The organism is Sediminibacillus terrae, from assembly GCF_009602435.1.
Classification (GTDB): Bacteria; Bacillota; Bacilli; order Bacillales; family Amphibacillaceae; genus Sediminibacillus; species Sediminibacillus terrae.
This window is the reverse complement of record NZ_VZDQ01000003.1, coordinates 36539-57513: the sequence shown is the minus strand read 5'-3', so window position 1 is coordinate 57513 and position 20975 is coordinate 36539. Positions and strand designations below refer to the sequence as shown.

Annotated in this window: 17 protein-coding genes; 6 read left to right on the top strand and 11 right to left on the bottom strand. The window is 45.0% G+C overall.

The genetic code is table 11. The annotated features are described in order from the left end of the window. Nucleotides 1–415: 415 nt before the first annotated feature. Nucleotides 416–1789, bottom strand: coding sequence for a glycosyltransferase family protein (locus F6X55_RS01340; protein ID WP_237648574.1), 1374 nt, complete (start codon nucleotides 1787–1789; stop codon nucleotides 416–418). A gap of 209 nt (nucleotides 1790–1998) precedes the next feature. On the opposite strand from F6X55_RS01340, the gene F6X55_RS01335 reads away from it, so the two are divergent. The 3 genes from F6X55_RS01335 to F6X55_RS01325 all read left to right on the top strand — a co-directional run bounded on the left by F6X55_RS01335 (nucleotide 1999) and on the right by F6X55_RS01325 (nucleotide 5510). Continuing rightward, the gene (locus F6X55_RS01335; protein WP_202616101.1) at nucleotides 1999–3270 is read left to right on the top strand and encodes an NTTRR-F1 domain; all 1272 of its coding nucleotides are present in this window, start codon (nucleotides 1999–2001) and stop codon (nucleotides 3268–3270) included. Between the two features lie 178 nt (nucleotides 3271–3448). Then, nucleotides 3449–4552, top strand: coding sequence for a glycosyltransferase (locus F6X55_RS01330; protein WP_153461626.1), 1104 nt, complete (start codon nucleotides 3449–3451; stop codon nucleotides 4550–4552). Between the two features lie 19 nt (nucleotides 4553–4571). Further along, nucleotides 4572–5510, top strand: coding sequence for an NAD-dependent epimerase/dehydratase family protein (locus F6X55_RS01325; protein ID WP_153461624.1), 939 nt, complete (start codon nucleotides 4572–4574; stop codon nucleotides 5508–5510). Between the two features lie 146 nt (nucleotides 5511–5656). On the opposite strand, the gene F6X55_RS01320 is transcribed toward F6X55_RS01325, so the two are convergent. The 4 genes from F6X55_RS01320 to F6X55_RS01305 all read right to left on the bottom strand — a co-directional run bounded on the left by F6X55_RS01320 (nucleotide 5657) and on the right by F6X55_RS01305 (nucleotide 10532). Then, the gene (locus tag F6X55_RS01320; RefSeq protein ID WP_026772418.1) at nucleotides 5657–6217 is read right to left on the bottom strand and encodes a GNAT family N-acetyltransferase; all 561 of its coding nucleotides are present in this window, start codon (nucleotides 6215–6217) and stop codon (nucleotides 5657–5659) included. A 389-nt stretch (nucleotides 6218–6606) separates the two neighbouring features. Beyond that, the gene (locus F6X55_RS01315) at nucleotides 6607–8730 is read right to left on the bottom strand and encodes a heavy metal translocating P-type ATPase (RefSeq protein ID WP_153461622.1); all 2124 of its coding nucleotides are present in this window, start codon (nucleotides 8728–8730) and stop codon (nucleotides 6607–6609) included. Beyond that, nucleotides 8720–9088, bottom strand: coding sequence for an ArsR/SmtB family transcription factor (locus F6X55_RS01310; protein ID WP_153461620.1), 369 nt, complete (start codon nucleotides 9086–9088; stop codon nucleotides 8720–8722). The genes F6X55_RS01315 and F6X55_RS01310 overlap by 11 nt, the downstream gene beginning before the upstream one ends. Nucleotides 9089–9674: 586 nt before the next feature. Beyond that, on the bottom strand, nucleotides 9675–10532 hold the full coding sequence (locus F6X55_RS01305) for an STAS domain-containing protein (RefSeq protein ID WP_026571883.1): 858 nt from the start codon (nucleotides 10530–10532) through the stop codon (nucleotides 9675–9677). Nucleotides 10533–10919: 387 nt separating this feature from the next. Here F6X55_RS01305 and F6X55_RS20005 point away from each other — a divergent pair, with 387 nt between their 5' ends. Together F6X55_RS20005 and F6X55_RS01300 are read left to right on the top strand one after the other, a co-directional pair. Then, entirely contained in the window at nucleotides 10920–11057 is a 138-nt protein-coding gene (locus F6X55_RS20005) for a hypothetical protein (protein ID WP_162832898.1), read from the top strand. 173 nt (nucleotides 11058–11230) lie between these two features. Further along, entirely contained in the window at nucleotides 11231–11866 is a 636-nt protein-coding gene (locus F6X55_RS01300; protein ID WP_026571882.1) for an FMN-dependent NADH-azoreductase, read from the top strand. A 593-nt stretch (nucleotides 11867–12459) separates the two neighbouring features. On the opposite strand, the gene F6X55_RS01295 is transcribed toward F6X55_RS01300, so the two are convergent. Continuing rightward, nucleotides 12460–13869, bottom strand: coding sequence for a SpoVR family protein (locus F6X55_RS01295; protein WP_153461618.1), 1410 nt, complete (start codon nucleotides 13867–13869; stop codon nucleotides 12460–12462). A gap of 257 nt (nucleotides 13870–14126) precedes the next feature. On the opposite strand from F6X55_RS01295, the gene F6X55_RS01290 reads away from it, so the two are divergent. Next, nucleotides 14127–15437: a WD40/YVTN/BNR-like repeat-containing protein gene (locus F6X55_RS01290; protein ID WP_153461616.1), complete on the top strand. Its 1311-nt coding sequence runs from the start codon at nucleotides 14127–14129 to the stop codon at nucleotides 15435–15437. Between the two features lie 341 nt (nucleotides 15438–15778). Here F6X55_RS01290 and F6X55_RS01285 read toward each other — a convergent pair whose 3' ends face one another. The 5 genes from F6X55_RS01285 to F6X55_RS01265 all read right to left on the bottom strand — a co-directional run bounded on the left by F6X55_RS01285 (nucleotide 15779) and on the right by F6X55_RS01265 (nucleotide 20961). Beyond that, nucleotides 15779–16246 (bottom strand): PCYCGC motif-containing (lipo)protein, encoded by a 468-nt coding sequence (locus F6X55_RS01285; protein WP_026571880.1) that lies wholly within the window; start codon nucleotides 16244–16246, stop codon nucleotides 15779–15781. Between the two features lie 398 nt (nucleotides 16247–16644). Continuing rightward, entirely contained in the window at nucleotides 16645–18021 is a 1377-nt protein-coding gene (locus F6X55_RS01280) for a dipeptidase (protein ID WP_153461614.1), read from the bottom strand. Between the two features lie 403 nt (nucleotides 18022–18424). Continuing rightward, nucleotides 18425–19558, bottom strand: a complete 1134-nt coding sequence (locus tag F6X55_RS01275; RefSeq protein WP_153461612.1) for a bifunctional cystathionine gamma-lyase/homocysteine desulfhydrase — start codon at nucleotides 19556–19558, stop codon at nucleotides 18425–18427. Beyond that, on the bottom strand, nucleotides 19558–20481 hold the full coding sequence (locus F6X55_RS01270; RefSeq protein WP_026772421.1) for a PLP-dependent cysteine synthase family protein: 924 nt from the start codon (nucleotides 20479–20481) through the stop codon (nucleotides 19558–19560). Before F6X55_RS01270 ends, F6X55_RS01275 begins: the two co-directional genes overlap by 1 nt. 12 nt (nucleotides 20482–20493) lie before the next feature. Beyond that, nucleotides 20494–20961 (bottom strand): S-ribosylhomocysteine lyase, encoded by a 468-nt coding sequence (locus tag F6X55_RS01265; protein ID WP_026571876.1) that lies wholly within the window; start codon nucleotides 20959–20961, stop codon nucleotides 20494–20496. Nucleotides 20962–20975 lie beyond the last annotated feature (14 nt).

Sequence of the window (20975 nt, the reverse complement as noted above, 5' to 3'; positions counted from 1 at the left end):
GAGTCCACTGAAAAACGGAAGGTCTTTGAAAAAGTAGAATTTTAAAAAAGCGGTCTATAGGGAATTTAAATTCCCTACAGACCGCTTTTTATCTAATTTCAAGTGATTTGTGCCCTCTATTCCTTCATTGTTTAACGAATCGTTTCACTACGACGGAAGGAAGCTAAGAAGCTGGATCAATGACGTTATCCTCTGGTGCCATCTTGTGGTACAAGAAAAAAGCGTGACTTCCTTTTATAAAACAAAGAAAATCACGCTTTTTCGTTTTACCTCTGTTGATTCCACGATGAGCGTTCGATGGTGACGCCTGCGGGAACAGCGCGAGCCGAAGATCCACTTGGTCAAGTGATTTTCTTGACCAAGTTAGCTGAGGCCGTGCCCGCGGCAAGCATCCATCGAAGAGCGATTCGGGAGTTCAGGAATTTCCATTGGCAGATGATTCTTCCTGATAAATATCAAAAATCAACTGACTGTTTTTCATCATATCATGGTGTCTTTCCGTGTAAATACGGCTCTTCCGACCGATTTCGTCCAATTGTTCAGGGTGTTGCAATAGACTGCGTAAGATGGTCTCTATCGAATCCGGGTTAGCCGGAATAATTGGTAAATCGGCTGGATATTTTTCTTTCATAAAATCGCTGATCCAGCAGATAACCGGCTTACCCATCGCCATTGATTCGACAGCCAGCAAACCATAACTGCCGATGTGCAGTTGGTCAATCACCAAATCCGCTTTCTGATATTCCATCCTTGCCTGTTCATGCGACATTTTTTGCACCAACGTAAATTCAAAAGAATATTCGGTTTTCAACTTCTCGATGGCACTTACAACATAAGGAGTACCTTTGATTTCCGGAGAAGTAGGAGCGTGGACAATTTTCAACGGTCTGTCAGGAAGCGGCGGTGCAACTTCAAGCGGTTTGTATTTTTCCAAGTCAATCATCAACGGCACAACGGATACCTTTGGATAATAATCTTTTACGTACTGATACATCTCTTCATCAGCAACGATGCAGTGTGGTATTTTTCCTGAAAAAAATGCCAGATTCCGCTTGAGCATGCTTTCATCCGCGATTTTCACTTTTGCATAAGGGTTGCTTTTTTTCGCTGTGGACAACAAACGGACTTCACTGCCCCAGTGATGCATGATGACGCCTTTATTTTGATGTTTTATCACATCCAAGTCGGAATGATCAAGTGTAAGTGTTTTACCGAAATGAAAGTGAAAAAAATCATAAAAGGGCACAATATCGGCCGTCAACCGCTTCAAGGTGTTATTAAAACCTGGATTGCGCAATTTCCCTGCGATCGGCCAGGTATAATCAGAGACATAACCCAAATAAGCGGGATAATAGTTCAAAGTATGATTGATGAGATCCATTCGGGAGGTGCCCTTTGAAATTGTATGCATTTGATTCGCTATTTCCATTGATCCTTGCAATATTTTCAATTTATTCCCGTTCTCAATTTTCGTCCAGGTAGTTTCCTGGTCTATTGTGTTTTTACTATTGGCGGAAAATCTTGTAGGTATTCCACCCCTTCCCAATTCATTATTGATTAAATCCATTAGTTGCAGAAGTTGTTTATCCCCGGAGAATTTATCCAATCCCCGCCAACACCACAACCAACCTTGTGGAAGGAGACAATCCTTGATTGCCAGAAATGCATGTAAAGCATAATATTCCGCAGCGAACTGACGGTCATCCTCAAACCTTTTAATTTTTGCTTTGGCCTCTACTTCATTATGGACCCCTAACAATCTTTTAATTTTCTCAACGAAAGGAACCATCATCTATTACTCCCTTTTTATTCCGTTTTGTAATAGTGTATGAACGGTTGATTCCAAAGTTACTAAGCAAGCACAGGAGCATAGAAATGAAAATGTGCGATATATCAGCAACATTAGCCTGAACAAGCTAACGGAAGCGACATAGTATATGGTGAGTTTGCTAGTATTACTAGTTTCTCAAATCTGAAGGATAAGGAGGAAAAAGACACTTGTCACTAAATGACCTTATTGTAAATAGCAGTTTTGAGACAGGTGACCTTACCGGATGGAACGCAGTAAACACCACCGTGGTATACGGCCAGGCCCATTCGGGATTTCACTCAGCCCGGCTTGCTAGCGGAGCTGCTGAAGCATCTCTTTCCCAAACAGTTGCTGCCACCGCCGGGGAAAGATATGAATTGCTTGTCTCTCTTGCCAAAACAACAACCAATCCAAGCCCTGTTATCAACATTCAAGTATTGTTCTTAAATGCAGCAAATACAGTAGTTGGAACGGGATTGGAAACAGAAATTTTCTTTGGCAATATCCCATTTGTCAACAATGGTACTTGGCATAATTTCTATCAAAATACCGAACCAGCCCCTGCAGGCACTACTCAAGCACAAGTGATTATCAGCAAGCCTGTCAGCGCTCTTACTGCTCCCGCTGTATTAGTAGATGACGTAGAGCTACTCTCTGCCGAAGGCGGTGACGGAGTTGGACCGACTGGACCAATAGGGCCTACCGGACCGACGGGGCCTACTGGACCTACGGGTGCTACCGGACCTACCGGTGCCACCGGACCGACGGGTGCTACCGGACCTACCGGTGCCACCGGGCCGACGGGTGCTACCGGACCGACGGGGCCTACTGGACCTACGGGCGCTACCGGACCGACCGGTGTCACTGGACCTACCGGTGCTACCGGGCCTACGGGTGCCACTGGACCGACGGGTGCCACTGGACCGACGGGTGCCACTGGACCGACCGGTGCTACCGGACCGACGGGTGCCACTGGACCTACGGGCGCTACCGGACCGACCGGTGCTACCGGACCGACCGGTGCTACCGGACCGACCGGTGCTACCGGACCGACGGGCGCTACCGGACCGACGGGTGCCACCGGACCTACGGGCGCTACCGGACCGACGGGTGCCACCGGACCGACGGGTGCTACCGGGCCGACCGGTGCTACCGGACCTACGGGCGCTACCGGACCGACGGGTGCCACCGGACCTACGGGCGCTACCGGACCGACGGGTGCCACCGGACCGACGGGTGCTACCGGGCCTACGGGCGCTACCGGGCCTACGGGTGCCACCGGACCGACGGGCGCCACTGGACCGACGGGCGCTACTGGACCGACGGGCGCTACTGGACCTACGGGTGCTACCGGACCGACGGGTGCCACTGGACCGACGGGGCCTACTGGACCGACGGGGCCTACTGGACCGACGGGGCCTACTGGACCGACGGGGCCTACTGGACCGACGGGGCCTTAAGCAATAAAAATTTGAAAAAGGTGTTGATCATTCAACACCTTTTTCTTTTTCTGAAGTTTCATTAGTTATTTGCCTTTTTGTTCAAGTTAGGTTTTTATACAAACCACTTCCTGCCTTTTCAAATAAGTTAACAACAGGAGGAATATGTGCAGCATCATAATCCGAAAGGGGAATAAGTATGATTTCTATTAGTTTATGTATGATAGTGAAGAATGAAGAAGCGGTACTCGCAAGATGTCTGGATTCCATCAAGGATATCGTAGATGAAATCAATATAGTAGATACTGGTTCCAACGACAACACGGTAAATATAGCCCGGCAATATACAGATCGAGTTTTTTACTTTGAGTGGATCGGGGATTTTGCAGCAGCCCGAAATGAATCATTCAAGCATGCTACCAAAGATTATATTTTATATTTAGACGCGGATGATGTCATTTTGGAAGAAGACCGGAAAAAATTAAAAAAACTGAAGGAAACGTTGAATCCTGAAGTTGATTCGGTATCGATGTATTACAATGCCGGCATGGATGAATACGGAAATGTAACCCTTCAATACAGAAGAAACCGTCTCGTAAAAAGGAGTCGGAACTTTAAGTGGAAAGGCGACTGCCATCAATATCTGGAGGTTTATGGCAATATCATCAATTCTGATGTAGCGGTCACACACAAGAAAATCCGACATTCAGTAGGTCGTAATCTGTCGATCTATCAGAAAAAGTTGGATAGAGGAGATACCTTTTCTCCCCGCGACTATTTTTATTATGGAAATGAGTTAAGAGAAAATGGTCACTATGAAAAAGCGATTGAAAGTTACGAAAAAAATATAGCCATGGAAGATGGCTGGATAGAGGACAAAGTGTACGCCTGTATAAACAAGGCGGATTGCCACCGTCATCTGGGAGATACCGTTAAAGAATTGGAATCTTTATTCCGCTCTTTCCAGTTTTCTAAACTCCCCCGTCCCGAAACATGCAGTCGCATAGGCTTTAACTTTCAACGCCAACAAGATTACAAAACAGCAGTCTACTGGTATGACTTAGCGACAAAATTGGAAACCGATCCCAATAAGTGGAGTTTTACCTACCCCGCATACGCTACTTGGTATCCACATTTGCAAATGTGTGTCTGCTATTACAATCTGCAGGATTTTGAAAAGTCTTATGAGCATAACGAAAAAGCAAGAGAGTACCGTCCGAATGATAAGAAAATTATATTTAACAAAGAGTTATTAGAAAAGAAGCTAGGTATCAATCAGCATGAAACTGCTGAATTGAACTAAAGGGGAGGTAATGTTGAAAATGTCTTTGGGTAACGTATTGATTACCGGAGGCGCCGGTTTTGTGGGTTCACAGCTAGCTGCTGACCTTCTTCCCGAAACGGATCATCTCTATATAATTGATGACCTTTCAACCGGCCGCAAGGAATCTCTTCCACAGTCAAACAAGGTTTCTTTTTATAAAGCTTCCATTACCGACCAGGAAGTTCTGGAAGAAGTTCTTCCGCAAGTCGATTATATATTTCATTTAGCCTGCCGCAACTTACTGCTTTCTGTCGATGATATCGAAGCCGACTTTCAGACAAATCTATTCGGGGGATATTGTTTATTGAAAAAAACGATGGAATTAAATCCAAAAATCAAACGGTTTGTGTATACTTCGACCGCCTCGGTTTACAACAATGCCGATATTCTTCCTACCCCGGAAAGCTATTATGATATTTCCATGCCGTATGCAGCAAGCAAATTTTCCATGGAGCATTATTGTCATGTTTTTCACCACTTATCCAGGCTTCCGTTTACTATTTTAAGATTATCCAATCTATATGGACCTGGCCAACTTGCAGTCAATCCCTATTGCGGAGTGGTGGCCAAGTTTTTTGAAGCAGCAGCTGCAGGAGAACCGCTGATCATATATGGGAGTGGTGAACAGACCCGTGACTTCACCTATATTTCAGATGGCATCGATGCTATTCGCAAAGCTGCTTCTCATCCGGAAGCAGCAGGAAACGTATTTAATGTTGGGACTGGCAGAGAAACTACTATCCATCGGTTAGCAGTATCCATAAAAGACATCACCGGAAGTGACAGCCCGTTTGAGTATCAGCCTGAACGGACAATCGACACCGTTACAAATCGTTGTCTTGATACCAAAAAAATCAAAACAGAATTAGGATGGAATCCTGAGCACTCCTTGGAAAAGGGATTGAAAAATACCTACGAATGGTTGAAAAATCAGTGACAACCGATTGAAAAAGCAATACCTTGTGCGAAAAATCCGGAAAAGCTCTGACGTACTCTTCTCCATTTTATTACCTGTCTGGTAGAAACAACAAGATTAAAAAGCCTGTAACGAAGAATCGACAATCTACGCTACAGGCTTTACCGTTACGAATTTTTTTTGTATTCATACGGCCATTCTGTTGCGAGCATGCCATACACAACGTGATCAACAAAGTGATCATAAAGCCACTCAGCCTGTCTGATACACCCTTCCTTGGTAAATCCCAATTTCTCCGGTATCGCCCTGCTCTTCACATTCTCGGCTGCAGCCCGGATTTCAATCCGGTTCAAATCAAGCCTGTCAAATCCATAACTGGTCAATGCTTTCACGGACCTGCTCATTATTCCTTTTCCTTGATGGTTTTCTCCCAGCCAATAACCGATTGAAGCACTTTTATTGTTCCAACTGATTTCATGGAATCCAATCACTCCTGCGATTTTCCCCTGGTATAGTATCGCGGTGGTGAGGCTCTTGTTATCTGCAAAATGCTGCAAGCCAGACTGAATGAATGCTTGTGTATCCTCTTCCGTGGTCGTCCCGTCGACCCACCGCAAAAACTCGCGCAAGTAATCACGGGAACTGTCTGTCAGCGCAAAAAGCTCTTCGGCATCGCTTAACTCCATCAATTTTAATTGTATCTCGTCGTCTACTTGATAGGTAAACACAAAAATCCCCTCTATCTTTTTGTATTTCTATCAGTTTACCATACTTCCCCACGGCTTCAATCTCTTCTAACCTGATCCAACCGCATTCCGCATGCTGCCTTTTATTGAGTGGGAGTTCACCGCTCCGAAAATACCCTGCGCTTTCCGCGGGCGGCTGGTGAGCTTCCTCGAGCTGACGCTCTGCGGAATCTCACCGAGGCCTTTCCTCCCGCAGGAGTCTCCGGGTATTTCCTTCACTAAGAACAGCTTCCTGTTTATAAACAGTGTACGAGACATTGTTTCTTGATTCGCCTGGTACAACGAGAAATATCTATGGGAACAGCACGCGTCCGAAGACCCTGTAAAGAAGCAAAAGACCTCCCTGACGATCTAGGAGGTCCTTAGAAGTACTATTCTTTCACCTTGAGCAGACGAAGACCGTTCAAGGTCACAATCAAGGTTGCGCCCATGTCTGCGAAAATCGCCATCCAGAGTGTAAGCCACCCCGGTATAACCAATAGCAGGGCGACAAGCTTGATCAATAAAGCAAAAGAGACATTCTGTTTAATGATTTGCAACGTTCTCCTGCTTAATTCCATGGTGAACGGGAGTTTTTCCAAATCATCAGCCATCAAAGCAATATCAGCTGTCTCAAGCGCTGTGTCTGTACCCGCGCCTCCCATGGCAATTCCTACCGATGACGCGGCCAGCGCCGGTGCATCATTGATGCCATCCCCGACCATGGCAACATCCTGTTCCTTCTGCATTTGCTTAATATATTCCAGTTTTTCCTCCGGCATCCGTTCTGCCTGCACTTCGTCGATTCCAAGCTGCTCGGCAATCGATCGTGCCGTTTCTGAATTATCCCCTGTCAGCATGACGGTTTTAATCTGAGAAGTGTGTAGTTTTTCGATAGACGCCTTGCTTGATTCCCTGATACTATCGGCAACAGCGATCAATCCAAGCAGCTCCTTGTCGGTACCCAGCACAAGTACTGTTTTCCCTTTCTGTTGCAAGGCCAGGATTTGATTGGAAAGCTTCCGGGATATATCCACCATCCCCGCCAATAGATTCGGACTTCCTAAATAGTATTCTATCCCTTTTATGCGGCCTTTTACCCCTTGCCCTGTCATCGAAGAAAAATCCTCTACTGGCAAGTGTCGATATTCTAATAACTCTTTGTCTGCATGACGAGTGACAGCCGCTGCCAGCGGATGTCCAGATTTTTTCTCCAATGCAGCTGCAATAAGGAGTAATTCTTTGTCCGTCTGATCTGAAAAAGGGAAAGTATCGGTCACTTCCGGCACCCCTTTTGTCAACGTACCCGTTTTATCAAAAGCAATTGCCGACAAGGCACCGGCCTTCTCTAAATAAACGCCGCCCTTGATAAGCACCCCATGCTTTGCAGCGTGTCCGATTGCCGTGACAATGGAAACAGGAGTGGATACAATCAATGCGCAAGGACAACCGACTACGAGAACTGCAAGACCTCTGTACAGCCAATCGTGCCAACTTCCGAAAAAAAGAGGCGGAACAACCGCAAGTATCAAGGCAAACAAAATGATAGCCGGAGTGTACCAGGCAGCAAATTTATCAATAAATGCCTGGGACGGAGCCCGTTCCGCTTGAGCTTCTTCCACTAAATGAATGATCTTGGCCAGCGTCGTGTCTTTCGCCAGTTTAGTGACTTCGACCTCCAAATATCCATCTTCATTCAAGGTTCCCGCATAAACAGTACTGCCTGTTTCTTTGAAAGCAGGAACGGACTCCCCGGTGATTGCCGCCTGATTGACGGCGGAGGTCCCTTTTACGACTACCCCATCCATCGCGAGCTTCTGGCCAGGCTTCACCAGCATTAGATCGCTCACTTGAATGTCATCAACGGAAACAGAAATTTCCTTTCCGTTCCTTCGGATCAGCGCCTGCTTCGGTGCTATGTCCAGCAATGACCGGATAGATTCTCTCGCTTTATCCATCGAGTAGGATTCCAAAGCTTCACTAACCGCAAATAGGATGACGACAACCGCCGCCTCTCCCCATTCACCGATTGCAGCTGCTCCAATTACCGCTACAGTCATTAACGTCCTCATGTCAAATTGAAATGCAGCCAGATTCTTCAACCCTTGGATTAACAGCTTATACCCACCTGTCAAGATTGATATACCATATAATAAAACCGGAATGAAGCCTTGGCCCATTTGCACTTTTCCAGAAATACAAGCCGCTATAAGAAACAGCAATGCCAACAGAACGGGCAGGTTCGCTTCTTGTTTCCAGAATGGGCGCCGGTCCTTTGTAAATTGTTCATGTTCTTCCATTACTTTTAAATTTTCAAATGCTCCCGCCTTTTCTAATTGTTCAATGGAAGCATCTCCATATACTGTAAGTTTTGCAGCGCCAAAATTAACAGTTGCATCTGAAACACCATCCAGGTGTTTAACGTTCGTTTCGAACTTTCCGGCACAGCCAGCTCAGGTAAATCCCTGTACACGGTAAACCTTTTTTTCATCTTCATTCATCCGCTTATCTTCCATTTGCCACCACCCCTTCATTAGGGGCAAATGATTGCACTAGTAATTGAACCATTGATTCACTTTCTAACGAATAAAACACAAGCTTTCCCTGCTTACGGTAGTTGGCCAGCCCCATTTTCCGCAAGTTCCTGAGATGATGGGAAGCGGTTGCGACGGAAGTCCCAATGATATTAGCCACATCGCAAACACAAAGCTCTTGCTCTTGGGATAAAGCAAAAACAATTTTAGCCCGTTTTTCATCCGCCATTGCTTTGAACACTTTTACTATCCCGGTAATGTCTTCACTGTCCATTTTATTTTTCACTCGATTGACCGTTTCTTCGTTATAGCAATATATATCACAGCGATCGTTCGCCATTGCCACCCTCCTTATTCAAACTGATATTTGAATATCTTTATTTTATATGATATCCACTCTACATTCAAACGTTCATTATAATGTTTTAGAAACGGCATTCCTACTGAAAAGTGACCAGGACAAAAGCACGGCCACCAGAGCAAAAAGACAGCTCGTACTGTTCCCGTAGGAGTTTCCGTATCTTGCCTCCGCTCCATTTTAGCGGTCTGATTTCCAGGTGATAAGAGCAGGATGTTTAGACGTATTTTTCTATCGGCTAATAGATATCTAAACAGTGAAGAAGACGAAAAATCAACATATGGGCGCATTATTCTTCGGGAATTGAAGGATGCGAACCAACAGCATATAAAAATAAGTACACCTTATTACAGGAATAGCTTTCTACCCCGTAACAGCAATAGGCAGAACGGTATTCCTTTCCAAGTTAGCTGAAGCCATGCCTGTGTAAAGCGAAGTTCCTCGCCGGAGTCATAAATAAAAGAAGGGCAAAACGGTGGCTCTTTTCTAACAAAGAAAGCCGGACGATTATGTGGAATCGTCCGGCTTCTATTTTGGTCACAACGCTTTTGTCGGTCCTTTGTCTTCATCACTGCTCTGCTGTTATATTTAATCCTGCAGTCAGCAGTGCCTGTTTCAATGAACTGTATGTACCTGTACTTTCAAAATCGATTCCCAATTGGATTGCGGTTTGTGCCACTTCCGGCCTGATTCCCGAAATGGTGGATGAAATACCCAACAACTTCAACATACTTGTCAGCTGATAAATTTGCTGAGCGATCATCGTATCAATCGCCGGCATACCGGACAGGTCGATAAACAAGTGCTCTACCTGATTTTCCACACACTTACCTGGAATAGTCTCCATGACAAACTTGGCTCTATAGGAATCCATTTCACCAATCAATGGAACAATAGCCATGTTTTCGAAAACCGGAATGATCGGAGTGCTTAACTGATGAATCAATTCCTGTTGAGAGAAAAGGCGCTGTCTGGTAAGCTGATAATACACTTCGGAGAACTTTGTGACCATTTGATTGAAAGCTGAATTCACCTGGCGATTCCACCTTAGGATATCTTCCTTACGAACAACGTCTTCATTTTCTTCAATAAAGTGCAGGACAAATTCCATAAATACGCTTTCAGCCTTATTCACTGCTTCTATTACTTCATAAATAGGCGTGTCGGAATCGACCCTGCTTTCTCCGACTGTTTTTGCCCATTCGTCGACTTGCTTATTAACCGTCCCTTCATCTGCAAGCAATGAACTGCTGACTGCTTCTATTGTCATTCTGTTCTGTTCCCGCAGCATATTTTCCACACTATCCTCCGAATTAACCGAATATATGGAACCATTTTTGTTTTTTCGTGTTTGAAGCCACTTCTCCGTAATCGAAGCAGCATTATCGACTAGATATTGATAAAGCCATTCGTCCTGTTTAGACATATTTCTCTACCCCTTTTAAAAAACATTGATAATTTATTTTTTCCTTCCATCTTCCGACACATTCACTTGTTTCCAAGTTTATCATAACTATTGGCAATATTTATAAGGATGCGCCTTGTTTCCAGCTTACCTTCTGATGAAAGCTGGTCTCCAATAGAAGGGGTCTTTTCTCCTAAAAGTCATGAACGAATTTTCCGAAGCAATCATTACTTAATTGCGTACAATGTTCTGCAGCCCCGCACCAACTCCCTTAACAAGCCAGCTTATCACAAAGCATTTTGATCCAAAAAGCAACAAAGTATGGAAAAAGGGACTTAGGGTAAAATAAAAAGGACCATATTGTAACCGTTTTCTGATATAATAGAACTACTAAAAGGAGGTTTTTTCATGGAACAAAAGCCTTTGCATTACGACGGCAGCGGAACTCCACCAGTCACGCTGGATAAAGCGACGAAACCGGAACCTTTCAAAATATCGGATGAAGCAAGAAAAAACATAAGCGGGAATCCGTATGTAGGGAAATAATAATGCCAAGGACCAGCCGTTGAATCGGCTGGTCCTTTTCAATTGACAGACAAAACGACAATGCATTACCATGTTACCTTGGATTGTTTATCTTTAATTCAAGGTAATAACCATGTATGTTTTTACTTGCTAAATATCACACTAATCCTATTCAAAACAGAAAGGTGAGTTCAATGACACAGGTTTTATACATCACAGCCCATCCCCACGATGAAACACAATCGTTCAGTATGGCTGCTGCCAGGGCATTCATCGAAACATATCAGCAGGAAAATCCGGAGGACGAAATTGTCACTATTGATTTATATAAAGAACATATCCCTTATATTGATGCCGATGTTTTTCAAGGCTGGGGGAAACTCCGTTCAGGGAAAGGATTTGAGGAGCTTTCGAAGGAGGAGCAAGCCAAAGTCGGACGTCTTTCGGAATTGAGCGAACAATTCATCCAAGCTGATAAGTACATTTTCGTGACACCGTTCTGGAATTTCTCTTTCCCGCCTTTGATGAAGGCCTACATTGATTCCGTGGCGGTTGCAGGAAAAGCGTTCAAATATACAGAAGAAGGGCCAATCGGTCTTTTGACGGACAAAAAAGCATTGCATATCCAGGCCCGCGGCGGCATCTATTCTGAAGGACCGGCGGCCGAGTTGGAAATGGGCCACCGTTATTTGAGCATTATCATGGATTTCTTCGGTGTCCCTTCCTTTGAAGGATTGTTTATCGAAGGGCATGCAGCAATGCCAGAGAAAGCAGACGCAATCAAAGCTGATGGTATTGCCCGTGCAAAAGAACTGGCCCGTACTTTTTAAACCTGTATAGAAAGCGGCCGAAACAAAAGCATAAGCATAGACACCAATGCCAAAAACCGAGCGGATTCGAATGTCAATCATATTCGTTCGGTTTTTAATTGTGCCTTCAATAAACTCCCTTTTATCCCGTTATTTGATGCATGATTCATATCGCTACGGCAAGATACTGTGCAATCCCTAAACAGTGACCAAGAAAAACCAGCATGAGAAGGGTCCTTAATGCTTCAGAAATTGAAGGGCGCGAACCAATAGCATAAAAAGAAAGGTGCCCCTAGTTTCCATGCGACTTAGCTTTTCACCCGTTATGGCAACTAACTAAGCAAGACACAAATACCCTAGAGGAGAAATCCTCTTCATGCAACGGAGTCAAGATGCGCAGACTCCTGCGGGATGAGCGCGAGCTGAAGATCCACTTGGCAAAGCGCTTTGCCAAGTTAGCTGAAGCCGTGCCCGCGGAAAGCGAAGTTCCTTGCCGGAGTGGAGCTCGACATAAGAGAAGGATAGAAGTGGTTTGCTTTTTTCTAACAAGAAACCAAACGAATCGTGGGATCGTTCGGTTTCTATTTTGGTCGCGATTTTGTCCTTGCCCCTTTTCATGTCAGATACTTTTTATATACTTTGTTGCCTTCGTAGCTGAACAAGGCCGCTTTGTCTTCAACTACTGTTTCCATGTGTACGTTCCTTCCCCAAAGCTTATAGATGTATGGCAGCGTCCGCTCTAAATAAGTCAGATCGAGTTCCACTCCCTCATAATGATGCTTTAAATAGAGCTCACTGTTTCGCAAGTAATCGCCATTCTGTACGGTAATGTAAGGAAATCCGCCATTCACCCGCATGGTGATCAACTGATCTCTGACTGCTTCCCAGTCTTTATCGGTAATCTTGTATTCGTGGCCTTGTTTTTGAAACAAATACATATCTTCCCGATGAACGAACTCCTTAGTCATATAGTTGCGGAGGAATGATATATCCGATTCGATTTCCCTGACTTCAAATATTTTTTCCCGACCTTTCCCCGGTTCTGCTCCCCACCTGGTCATTTCCTCACTTGGATGATTAAAGCGCTCCTCAATATCCTCAAACATTTTCACCCCTAAATAATATGGATTTATTTGTGTTTTTGACGGCTGGACAACTCCGGCATTCAATTTTGCAAATTCGAGCGATTCATCGCTGGTCAGGTCCATTTCCCTCAAAATACGCTGATGCCAGTAGGATGCCCAACCTTCGTTCATGATTTTCGTTTCCAGTTGTGGCCAAAAATAAAGCATTTCTTCCCGCATCATCGTCAGGATATCTCGTTGCCAGTCTTCCAGTGTACGGCTGTATTCTTCTATGAACAAAAGCAAGTCCTTTTCCGGTTTCGGAGGGAATGCCTTTTTTTTCTTCGGTCGATCATTCTTCTGCGATTTATCATCCAAGCTCCACAAGTCATCGTATGGAGTTGTTTTATCCGGCAACTCTTCCTCCGGTTCATCCTTATCCCAATCGAGTTTTGGTTTGATCAGCCTGGGATCAATGTGTTCTTGAATGGCAAGTACCGCATCGAGGAACGCCTCCACTTCCTCCTGTCCATGTTCTTTTTCATAAGCTGCAATCCGCTCGGCTGTAGCTGACATGCTTTCGACCATATCTCTGTTGGTATTTTGGAAACGTACATTGTTTTTAAAGAAGTCGCAATGAGCGAGAACGTGTGCGACAATCAATTTATTTTGAATCAGACTATTGGAATTGAGCAGAAAAGCATAACAGGGATTCGAGTTGATGACAAGCTCATAGATTTTACTCAAGCCTAAATCATATTGAAGCTTCATTTTGTGAAACTGCTTGCCAAAGCTCCAATGGGAAAATCTCGTCGGCATTCCGTAGGCGCCAAATGTATAGATCACTTCCGCCGGACAAATTTCATAACGCATTGGATAAAAATCGAGGCCAAATCCTTCGGCAATTTCCGTTATCTCATCAATTGCTCTTTCCAGCGAGTTTTGGTCCGCTTGTTTCAACAATGATCTCCCCTTTATGGTGATGTTATCTCAATATATGTACGACGATAATCAATGATGAAGGGAAAAGAAGAACACTGGATTGAGCTATTGTGCAATTTTTCTTCCTGCCTCTTTTCATTTCGAAAAATATCACTTGATGATTGGATATTTATGTTAAACTCTATATGTCTTTGCTTGTCAAACTTTACTGTTTCCCTATCCCCTAGGAGGTGGGTAAGAAAGATTTTCAATACAAAGAATGAAGGATGACCAGGATGAAAAATGCAAAATGGATGCTCATACTTTTTATATTCGTGTTACTTGTTATTGCGGTTGTGGTCCAAATACGAAACCAAGATGAAGAACAGGTTGAGCAAGTACCAGAAAAACAAGAAACAAAAACAGACATAAACGGCGAACTTCCTTACACGGTACAAGTAGAGGAGCGCGATAACAAAGCAGAAACCATTGCCTACCGGCTTTGGTTCGATTTCATGCAGCAATTGAAAAGTGATGGCACAGTCGCTAATGCTAGCTTCACTAGATTCACCAAAATATCAGGTGACGAAAATTCATTCGTTGTAGCGATAATATTCCAGGTCCAGTTACCTGAAGGTGCGAAAAAAACAGATAACAGCTGGGGCGAGCCGAATGAAAATGGAGTGGTTTCCAATCTAGTTTGGAAGCTCGGAATTGAGAAAAAGGACGGTTTAAAATACAGCATAACGTCCATCGAGAAATCAGATGATACCCAGATCGGTCTCCCGCCCGTTGAAACGCTGGAAGACTATCAAAAAAATCTGGGAATAGAAGACTCCACTGATAAAACCGCTTACCGAGTGAGCGGCAGCTCTTTGGAAATCACGTATAATAATGGAGAAGACTGGCAGACAGTACCTGTTGCGTCGGAAGAACTATTTAGCAGTGACCGTGCCGCAGACTCGTCTTTGAGGGAAGGGAGTTATGTCATCACACCCGAGGTAACAGCATTTGTACTTGGAGGACAAAGAGATTTGAGCTTACTTATAAGCAATGATAAAGGAAAGACTTGGGAAGAAGTGCTGGTATCCGACAAGCTGCCCGTTTTACGTCTCACCCTTCTCGGCTTTACCTCCGGGCAGGATGGCTACCTCATCGTAACTGGAGATAAGACGATGAGCAGCGAAGCGCATTTTATATGGAAAACATATGATGGTGGTCAGTCATGGTATCAGACAGGTTCCGTAGAATACACCCATGCTTTGGTGACGGACGGCGGATTTGTTGATAACAAGCTGGGATTTATCTCGTTCGGTGAATATCGGACAGAAGCCAATCCACCTGAACCGAATTTATACAGGACGAGTGATGGCGGGGAAAATTGGGAACGGGTGGAAATTCCGATACCAGAAGAATATCAAGGCTATTTCACCCAAGCGGAGATTCCTGTATTCGAAGGTGAGAAAGGTACATTGTTAGTCAATCAAGGTCCGCAAGGCGACTTCCTCGGCGGCAACGTACTGGCGAAGTTTTCTTCTGATGATAACGGCAAGACGTGGTCTTTTGCAGGTTTGGTCGATCCTGACGGTGTGCTTATCCCCGATTGAAATGCTTTTGAAATCAGCATCAGAAAAAGCGGCCGAGCAAAAGCATGACCGCCAAAGCAAAACCGAACGAATTCTAAAGCTAATTAAATTCGCTCGGTTTTATTTGTATGTTGTCTTTTATCCTGTTGTTTGATGCGTGCTTCGCATCGCTACGGCAAGATACTATCCATTCCACGGTTACGGCTTCCACTTCCTCAGAAAGCAAAAGCGGTTGGCTATTTGCTAAAATGAGTTATGAGAAAACCGATAAAAGCCGAACGAGATGCAGAAACGTTCGGCTTTTATTTTAGTCATGATCCTTATGTCCCAGTCTGTTTTTGATTACCGTTTTTATAAATATTTCAAACATCCGGAGTCGGGGTCGGTTCTGGGTAATCCAAGTCTTGATAGGTGTTGTCAATCGCTTTACGGATGGCTGAGATATCGGTTCCTTTCCTGTATTCACTGATTGAATATACTGCTGTATCGATGCATACCTGACAGCCGATTCCATGCGTATCCCAGACAACCCTTCCGTCATCTTTCACCTCATGAACAAAGCAATCATAGTTGTCTTGATGACCGACAGAAGCATCGCCGCATCCGCAATAACAAGGGATTTGTTCAAGGAGCTCTTGGTGCTCTGCCGCTGATTGATATACCTTCTGTAAGTCTTCCGACGCATTTTCTAAAAACTGTGGAAGGTGGGTGATACCTGCCGTCAGTTCCTGGTTAGGAGCTAGCTCTTCTTCTGCTTTCTGACTGCTGCATGCAACTAATGCAAGCATGGCTATCAGCATTGTGAAAACATATATGGATAGTTTCTTCAATCCTTCTCCTCCTCCTTCCCTTCATTATAACCGTTGTCTCTCTTCCCGCATTAATTTTACGAAGAGTTTCAATAAACCTTCACAACTATACAGGCTTTTCGTAACGGCAGTAGGCAGAACGGAAATCACGTCAGAAGGAAACAATCTGCATCCAAACCGGCAAGGTGCACCGACTCCAGCGGGAGGAGCGTGAGTTGAAAATCCATTTGGCTAGGCTCTTCTCTTTGCCTATTTAGCTGAAGCCGTGCCCGCGGAAAGCGAAGTACTTTGTCGGAGTGGAACGTAGCTTTATTTAAAAGTGAAGGATAGAACCGTTTACTTTTTTTAAAATCAAAAAGCCGAACGAAATCGCCCGGCTTTTACGTTGGTCACAATGCTTTTGTCACTGTCTGTTTCGTTTACAGTGATGTGTTTTTCACTTCATTCCAGTAGTAAACGAGTGTCTCCATTCCTTTGTCGAAGCTTTCCAATGGGAAACTTTCGTTCGGGGAGTGCAACCGATCTTCCGGGGTCCCGAACCCAAGGAGGACCACCGGCATATGGAAAATCGAATCTATTGATTCTACAACTGGAATGGATCCGCCAAGACGTGCGTAAACAGCTTCTTTTCCGAAAGCCTTTTGCAACGATTCACCTGCAATTTTAATCAGTGGATGGTCTGGATTTACTTTGTATGCTTTGGCTGACAACGGTTCTGGCTTCACATCCATCGTCACACCCTCCGGCAGATTTTTATGCAGATGATCGATGACGAGCTGCTGGATCTGGTCAGGATCCATTCCTGGTACCAGTCGGCAGGTCAGTTTTGCGGTAGCCGAAGAAGGTATGATTGTTTTTGTCCCCTCGCCTTGATAACCGCTGAACATACCGTTGATTTCCATTGTCGGTCTTGCCATCATATGCTCTTTGGCGGTAAAACCTTTTTCCGAAACCGTTTTTTCCACTCCAGTCGTCTGCTGGTAGTTTTCACCCGGTACGTCGGCAATCAGCTTACGTTCTTCCTCTGTCAGCTCTTCCACTCCATCGTAGAATCCGTCCACTTGCACGACTTCCTGCTCATCCTTTAATGATGCCAGCATGTGAGCCAAAGCCATTGCAGGGTTACGGACCACCCCTCCGTATATACCAGAATGCAGGTCACTGGCTGGGCCATGCACGGTGAATTCCAAACCGGTGAAGCCTTTCAACCCATATAATACGGTAGGCTGACCGGTGTCCACCATTCCCGAATCTGAGATGATCGCAAAGTCGGCAGAAAACTGTTCTTTTTTATCTTCCAACACTTGATAAAGGTTTTCGCTGCCGATCTCTTCCTCCCCTTCAATACAGACCTTGATATTGACCGGCATGGAGCCTTCCGTTTTCATGTAAGCTTCAAACACGGCAAGATGCATGAAAACTTGTCCTTTATCATCGCTTGCTCCGCGTGCATAAAGTCTGCCATCTCGAACTTCCGGCTTGAATGGTTCACTTTCCCATAATTCCAACGGGTCTGCAGGCTGGACATCATAATGGCCGTACAACAAAGCTGTCGGGGCATCGTCTCCTGCCCCGCTCCATTCTCCGTAAACAAGCGGATGCCCTTTCGTTTCTTGCACCTCTACATTCGTAAAGCCGATTTCCGACAAGTAATTCGATACAAAATCAGCTGCCGCTGCCACATCCGGTTTATGTACACTGTCCGTGCTAATACTTGGAATCGAGAGGAACTCGTTTAACTTGTCCAACAAACGTTCCCGATTATCTTGTAAATAAGCTAACACTTTATTTGACATATTGGTCCACATCCTTTGCTTCATAACTGATTTTATTTTAGCACAATTTGCAAAAGAAAAGAAAAAGTCCGTCCCGGTTATGAAGCATTACCTATACATCAGAGGCTGGGGAAAAAGCGTGGCCACAAAGCAAAAATCGAGCAAATTGCAAATGTCAATCATAGTCGTTCGGTGAATTCAATAAACTTCTTTTTTGCTGTTGTTTGATGCGGGGTTCGAATTGGAGTGGAGCGCGATTCATTAGAGAAGGATTAGAATGGTTTGCTTATTTCTAACAAAAACCGAACGAAGAATCGTTCGGTTTTTGTGTTGGTCGCTATGCTTTTGGCCAAGCTTTCTTAACTATTCATCATGCCTCCCAACCACAGTAAACGGCACTGTGACTGGGATTCTGGTATCTTGATTAATCCATTGCTTGTTTCAGATCGTCGATCAAGTCTTCGCTGTCTTCAATGCCGACAGAAACCCGGATCAACCCATCGGTGATGCCAAGTTCAAGGCGCCGTTCTCTCGGGATTGATGCATGCGTCATTTTCGCCGGTACAGAAATCAAACTTTCAACGGCTCCAAGGCTTTCAGCAATCGTAAAGTATTTCACTTTAGACAAAACCTGGTCTGCTTGTTCAGAGCTGCCCACGTCAAAAGAAATCATGGCACCGAAACCATCGGCCTGTTGTTTGGCAATGTCATGGCCCTTATGATCAGGAAGACCTGGATAATAAATCGTGCTGACTTGCGGATGGTTTTGCAGAAACTCCACCAGCTTTTGGGAGTTCTTTTCAGCTGCTTCCATACGCAGTCCTAGTGTCTTGATTCCACGCATCAACAACCAGGAATCCTGTGGTCCCAGTACACCGCCGACAGAATTCTGGATGTAATGGAGGTCTTCAGCCAACTTATCGGAATTGACGACAACCAAACCTGCGACGACATCGCTGTGGCCGCCGACATACTTGGTTGCGCTGTGGAGCACAATATCTGCCCCTAAATCAATCGGCTGCTGCCAATAAGAAGTGGCAAAAGTATTGTCCACTATCAATAAAAGGTCGTTTTCCTTGGCTATTTCCGCCATTTTTTTCAAATCCGTGATTTTTAACAACGGATTGGTCGGTGTCTCGATATAAAGGGCTTTTGTATTCGGCTTGATTGCTGCTTTCACTTTCTCCACATCACTGGTATCGACAAAAGAATGGTCTAACTCAAACCGGTTCAATACACCAGTCATTAGCCGATACGTACCACCGTATACATCATCGGTCATGACAATGTGGTCTCCGCTGTTCAATAGCATCATGACAGAAGTGATTGCAGCCATACCCGAACCGAAAGCGAACCCTGCTTTCCCGTTTTCCAACTCGGCTATCGTCGTTTCCAACGCATGCCTAGTCGGATTACCGGTACGGGAATACTCATATCCAGTGTGTTTTCCGGCTGCCTCTTGGGCATACGTGCTCACCTGATAAATCGGTACGGAAACAGCGCCGGTTTTTTCATCTCCTGTAATACCTGTATGAATAACTTTTGTTTTGGACTTCATTATACTCCTCCTTGATAGATGCGTTTACTCAAATATCGTTCACTGCTGTCCGGAAAAACCGTGACAATGTTCGTACCAGGCTTTGCTTGCAATGCCTCTTGTAAGCCGGCGTAACAAGCTGCTCCGGAAGAACTTCCTACCAGTAACCCTTCCATGGCAGCCAGCTTTTTGACATAATCGAAGGCGATTTCATCAGGGACAGTATGAATGGCGTCAAAATAGGAACGATCCATATAATCCGGAAGAAACTCCATGCCGATTCCTTCGGTCTTATGCGGACCGGATTTTCCACCGGCAATCACCGACCCCTCCGGCTCGACGATGGCGGTTTTCACGGCTTGATTTTGCTCCTTCAAATAACGCGCAGTACCCATGAATGTGCCACCTGTACCGGCTCCAGCTACAAACACATCGACTTCGCCCTCTAAATCGCGCCAAATTTCCGGACCAAGCGTCTTATAATAAGTAGCTGGATTTGCATCGTTGGCAAACTGCTGCGGAGAATAACTATTCGGGGTCTCCCTGACAAGTTGTTCCGCTTTGGCTATTGCACCCCGCATCCCTTTTTCTGTAGGGGTATGAACTATCGTGGCGCCTAGTGCCTTCATCAGTTCCTGCTTCTCCATACTAAATTGCTCCGGTACGCAAAAAGTAACCGAAACATCTTTATCAATGGCAGCTAAAGCCAGACCGATTCCGGTATTGCCTGCAGTCGGCTCGATGATGGTTCCGCCATTCGTTATTTTTCCGCTTCGGAGTGCATCATTAATCAACTCTTGGCCTAATCGGTCTTTGATACTGCCTCCGGGATTGTAGAACTCCAATTTTGCAAAAAAACGAACCCCCTCGGGAAGGGGGAACTTGGTCAATTCAACTAGCGGGGTGTTACCGATCAGCTCCTGAGTATTTCGATAGCGAGTCATGTCGGCCTCCCCCTACTCTGCGAAAACGTGCTGCCATTCGTCTTTCTTCTCCAGCATGTCAGCAGCAATTTTTTTGGCTCCTTCTAAGCTGTGATTGGCCGCCCAGCCACATTGCACCTCGTTGCAGGCAGGTACTTCGGTAGCCTCCAATACATCCTGCAGTGTCTTTTCCAATGCATCCAACACGTCTTCATAGCTGTCATTATTGAGAATGGCTAGATAAAAGCCTGTCTGACAACCCATTGGACCGATGTCAAGCACATTATCGATATGGTTGCGGATGTTTTCAGCCATCAAATGCTCAATCGAATGCAGCCCCGGCATTTCCATGTGAGCTTTGTTCGGCTGGCAGAACCGGATATCATATTTATAAACTTTATCACCGCTTTGACCGGTAGTCACTCCGACCAGGCGGACATAAGGTGCTTTTACTTTCGTATGGTCTAGGTTGAAGCTTTCCACATTCATTTTTTCTGGCATCATTTCTCCACTCC

Bases quoted from the DNA above. Each gene is read 5' to 3' on its own strand.
- F6X55_RS01340 (WP_237648574.1), bottom strand. From the start codon at position 1,789: ATGGTTCCTTTCGTTGAGAAAATTAAAAGATTGTTAGGGGTCCATAAT.
- F6X55_RS01330 (WP_153461626.1), top strand. From the start codon at position 3,449: ATGATTTCTATTAGTTTATGTATGATAGTGAAGAATGAAGAAGCGGTA.
- F6X55_RS01325 (WP_153461624.1), top strand. From the start codon at position 4,572: ATGTCTTTGGGTAACGTATTGATTACCGGAGGCGCCGGTTTTGTGGGT.
- F6X55_RS01310 (WP_153461620.1), bottom strand. From the start codon at position 9,088: ATGGCGAACGATCGCTGTGATATATATTGCTATAACGAAGAAACGGTC.
- F6X55_RS01305 (WP_026571883.1), bottom strand. From the start codon at position 10,532: ATGTCTAAACAGGACGAATGGCTTTATCAATATCTAGTCGATAATGCT.
- F6X55_RS20005 (WP_162832898.1), top strand. From the start codon at position 10,920: ATGGAACAAAAGCCTTTGCATTACGACGGCAGCGGAACTCCACCAGTC.
- F6X55_RS01300 (WP_026571882.1), top strand. From the start codon at position 11,231: ATGACACAGGTTTTATACATCACAGCCCATCCCCACGATGAAACACAA.
- F6X55_RS01290 (WP_153461616.1), top strand. From the start codon at position 14,127: ATGAAAAATGCAAAATGGATGCTCATACTTTTTATATTCGTGTTACTT.
- F6X55_RS01280 (WP_153461614.1), bottom strand. From the start codon at position 18,021: ATGTCAAATAAAGTGTTAGCTTATTTACAAGATAATCGGGAACGTTTG.
- F6X55_RS01275 (WP_153461612.1), bottom strand. From the start codon at position 19,558: ATGAAGTCCAAAACAAAAGTTATTCATACAGGTATTACAGGAGATGAA.
- F6X55_RS01270 (WP_026772421.1), bottom strand. From the start codon at position 20,481: ATGACTCGCTATCGAAATACTCAGGAGCTGATCGGTAACACCCCGCTA.
- F6X55_RS01265 (WP_026571876.1), bottom strand. From the start codon at position 20,961: ATGCCAGAAAAAATGAATGTGGAAAGCTTCAACCTAGACCATACGAAA.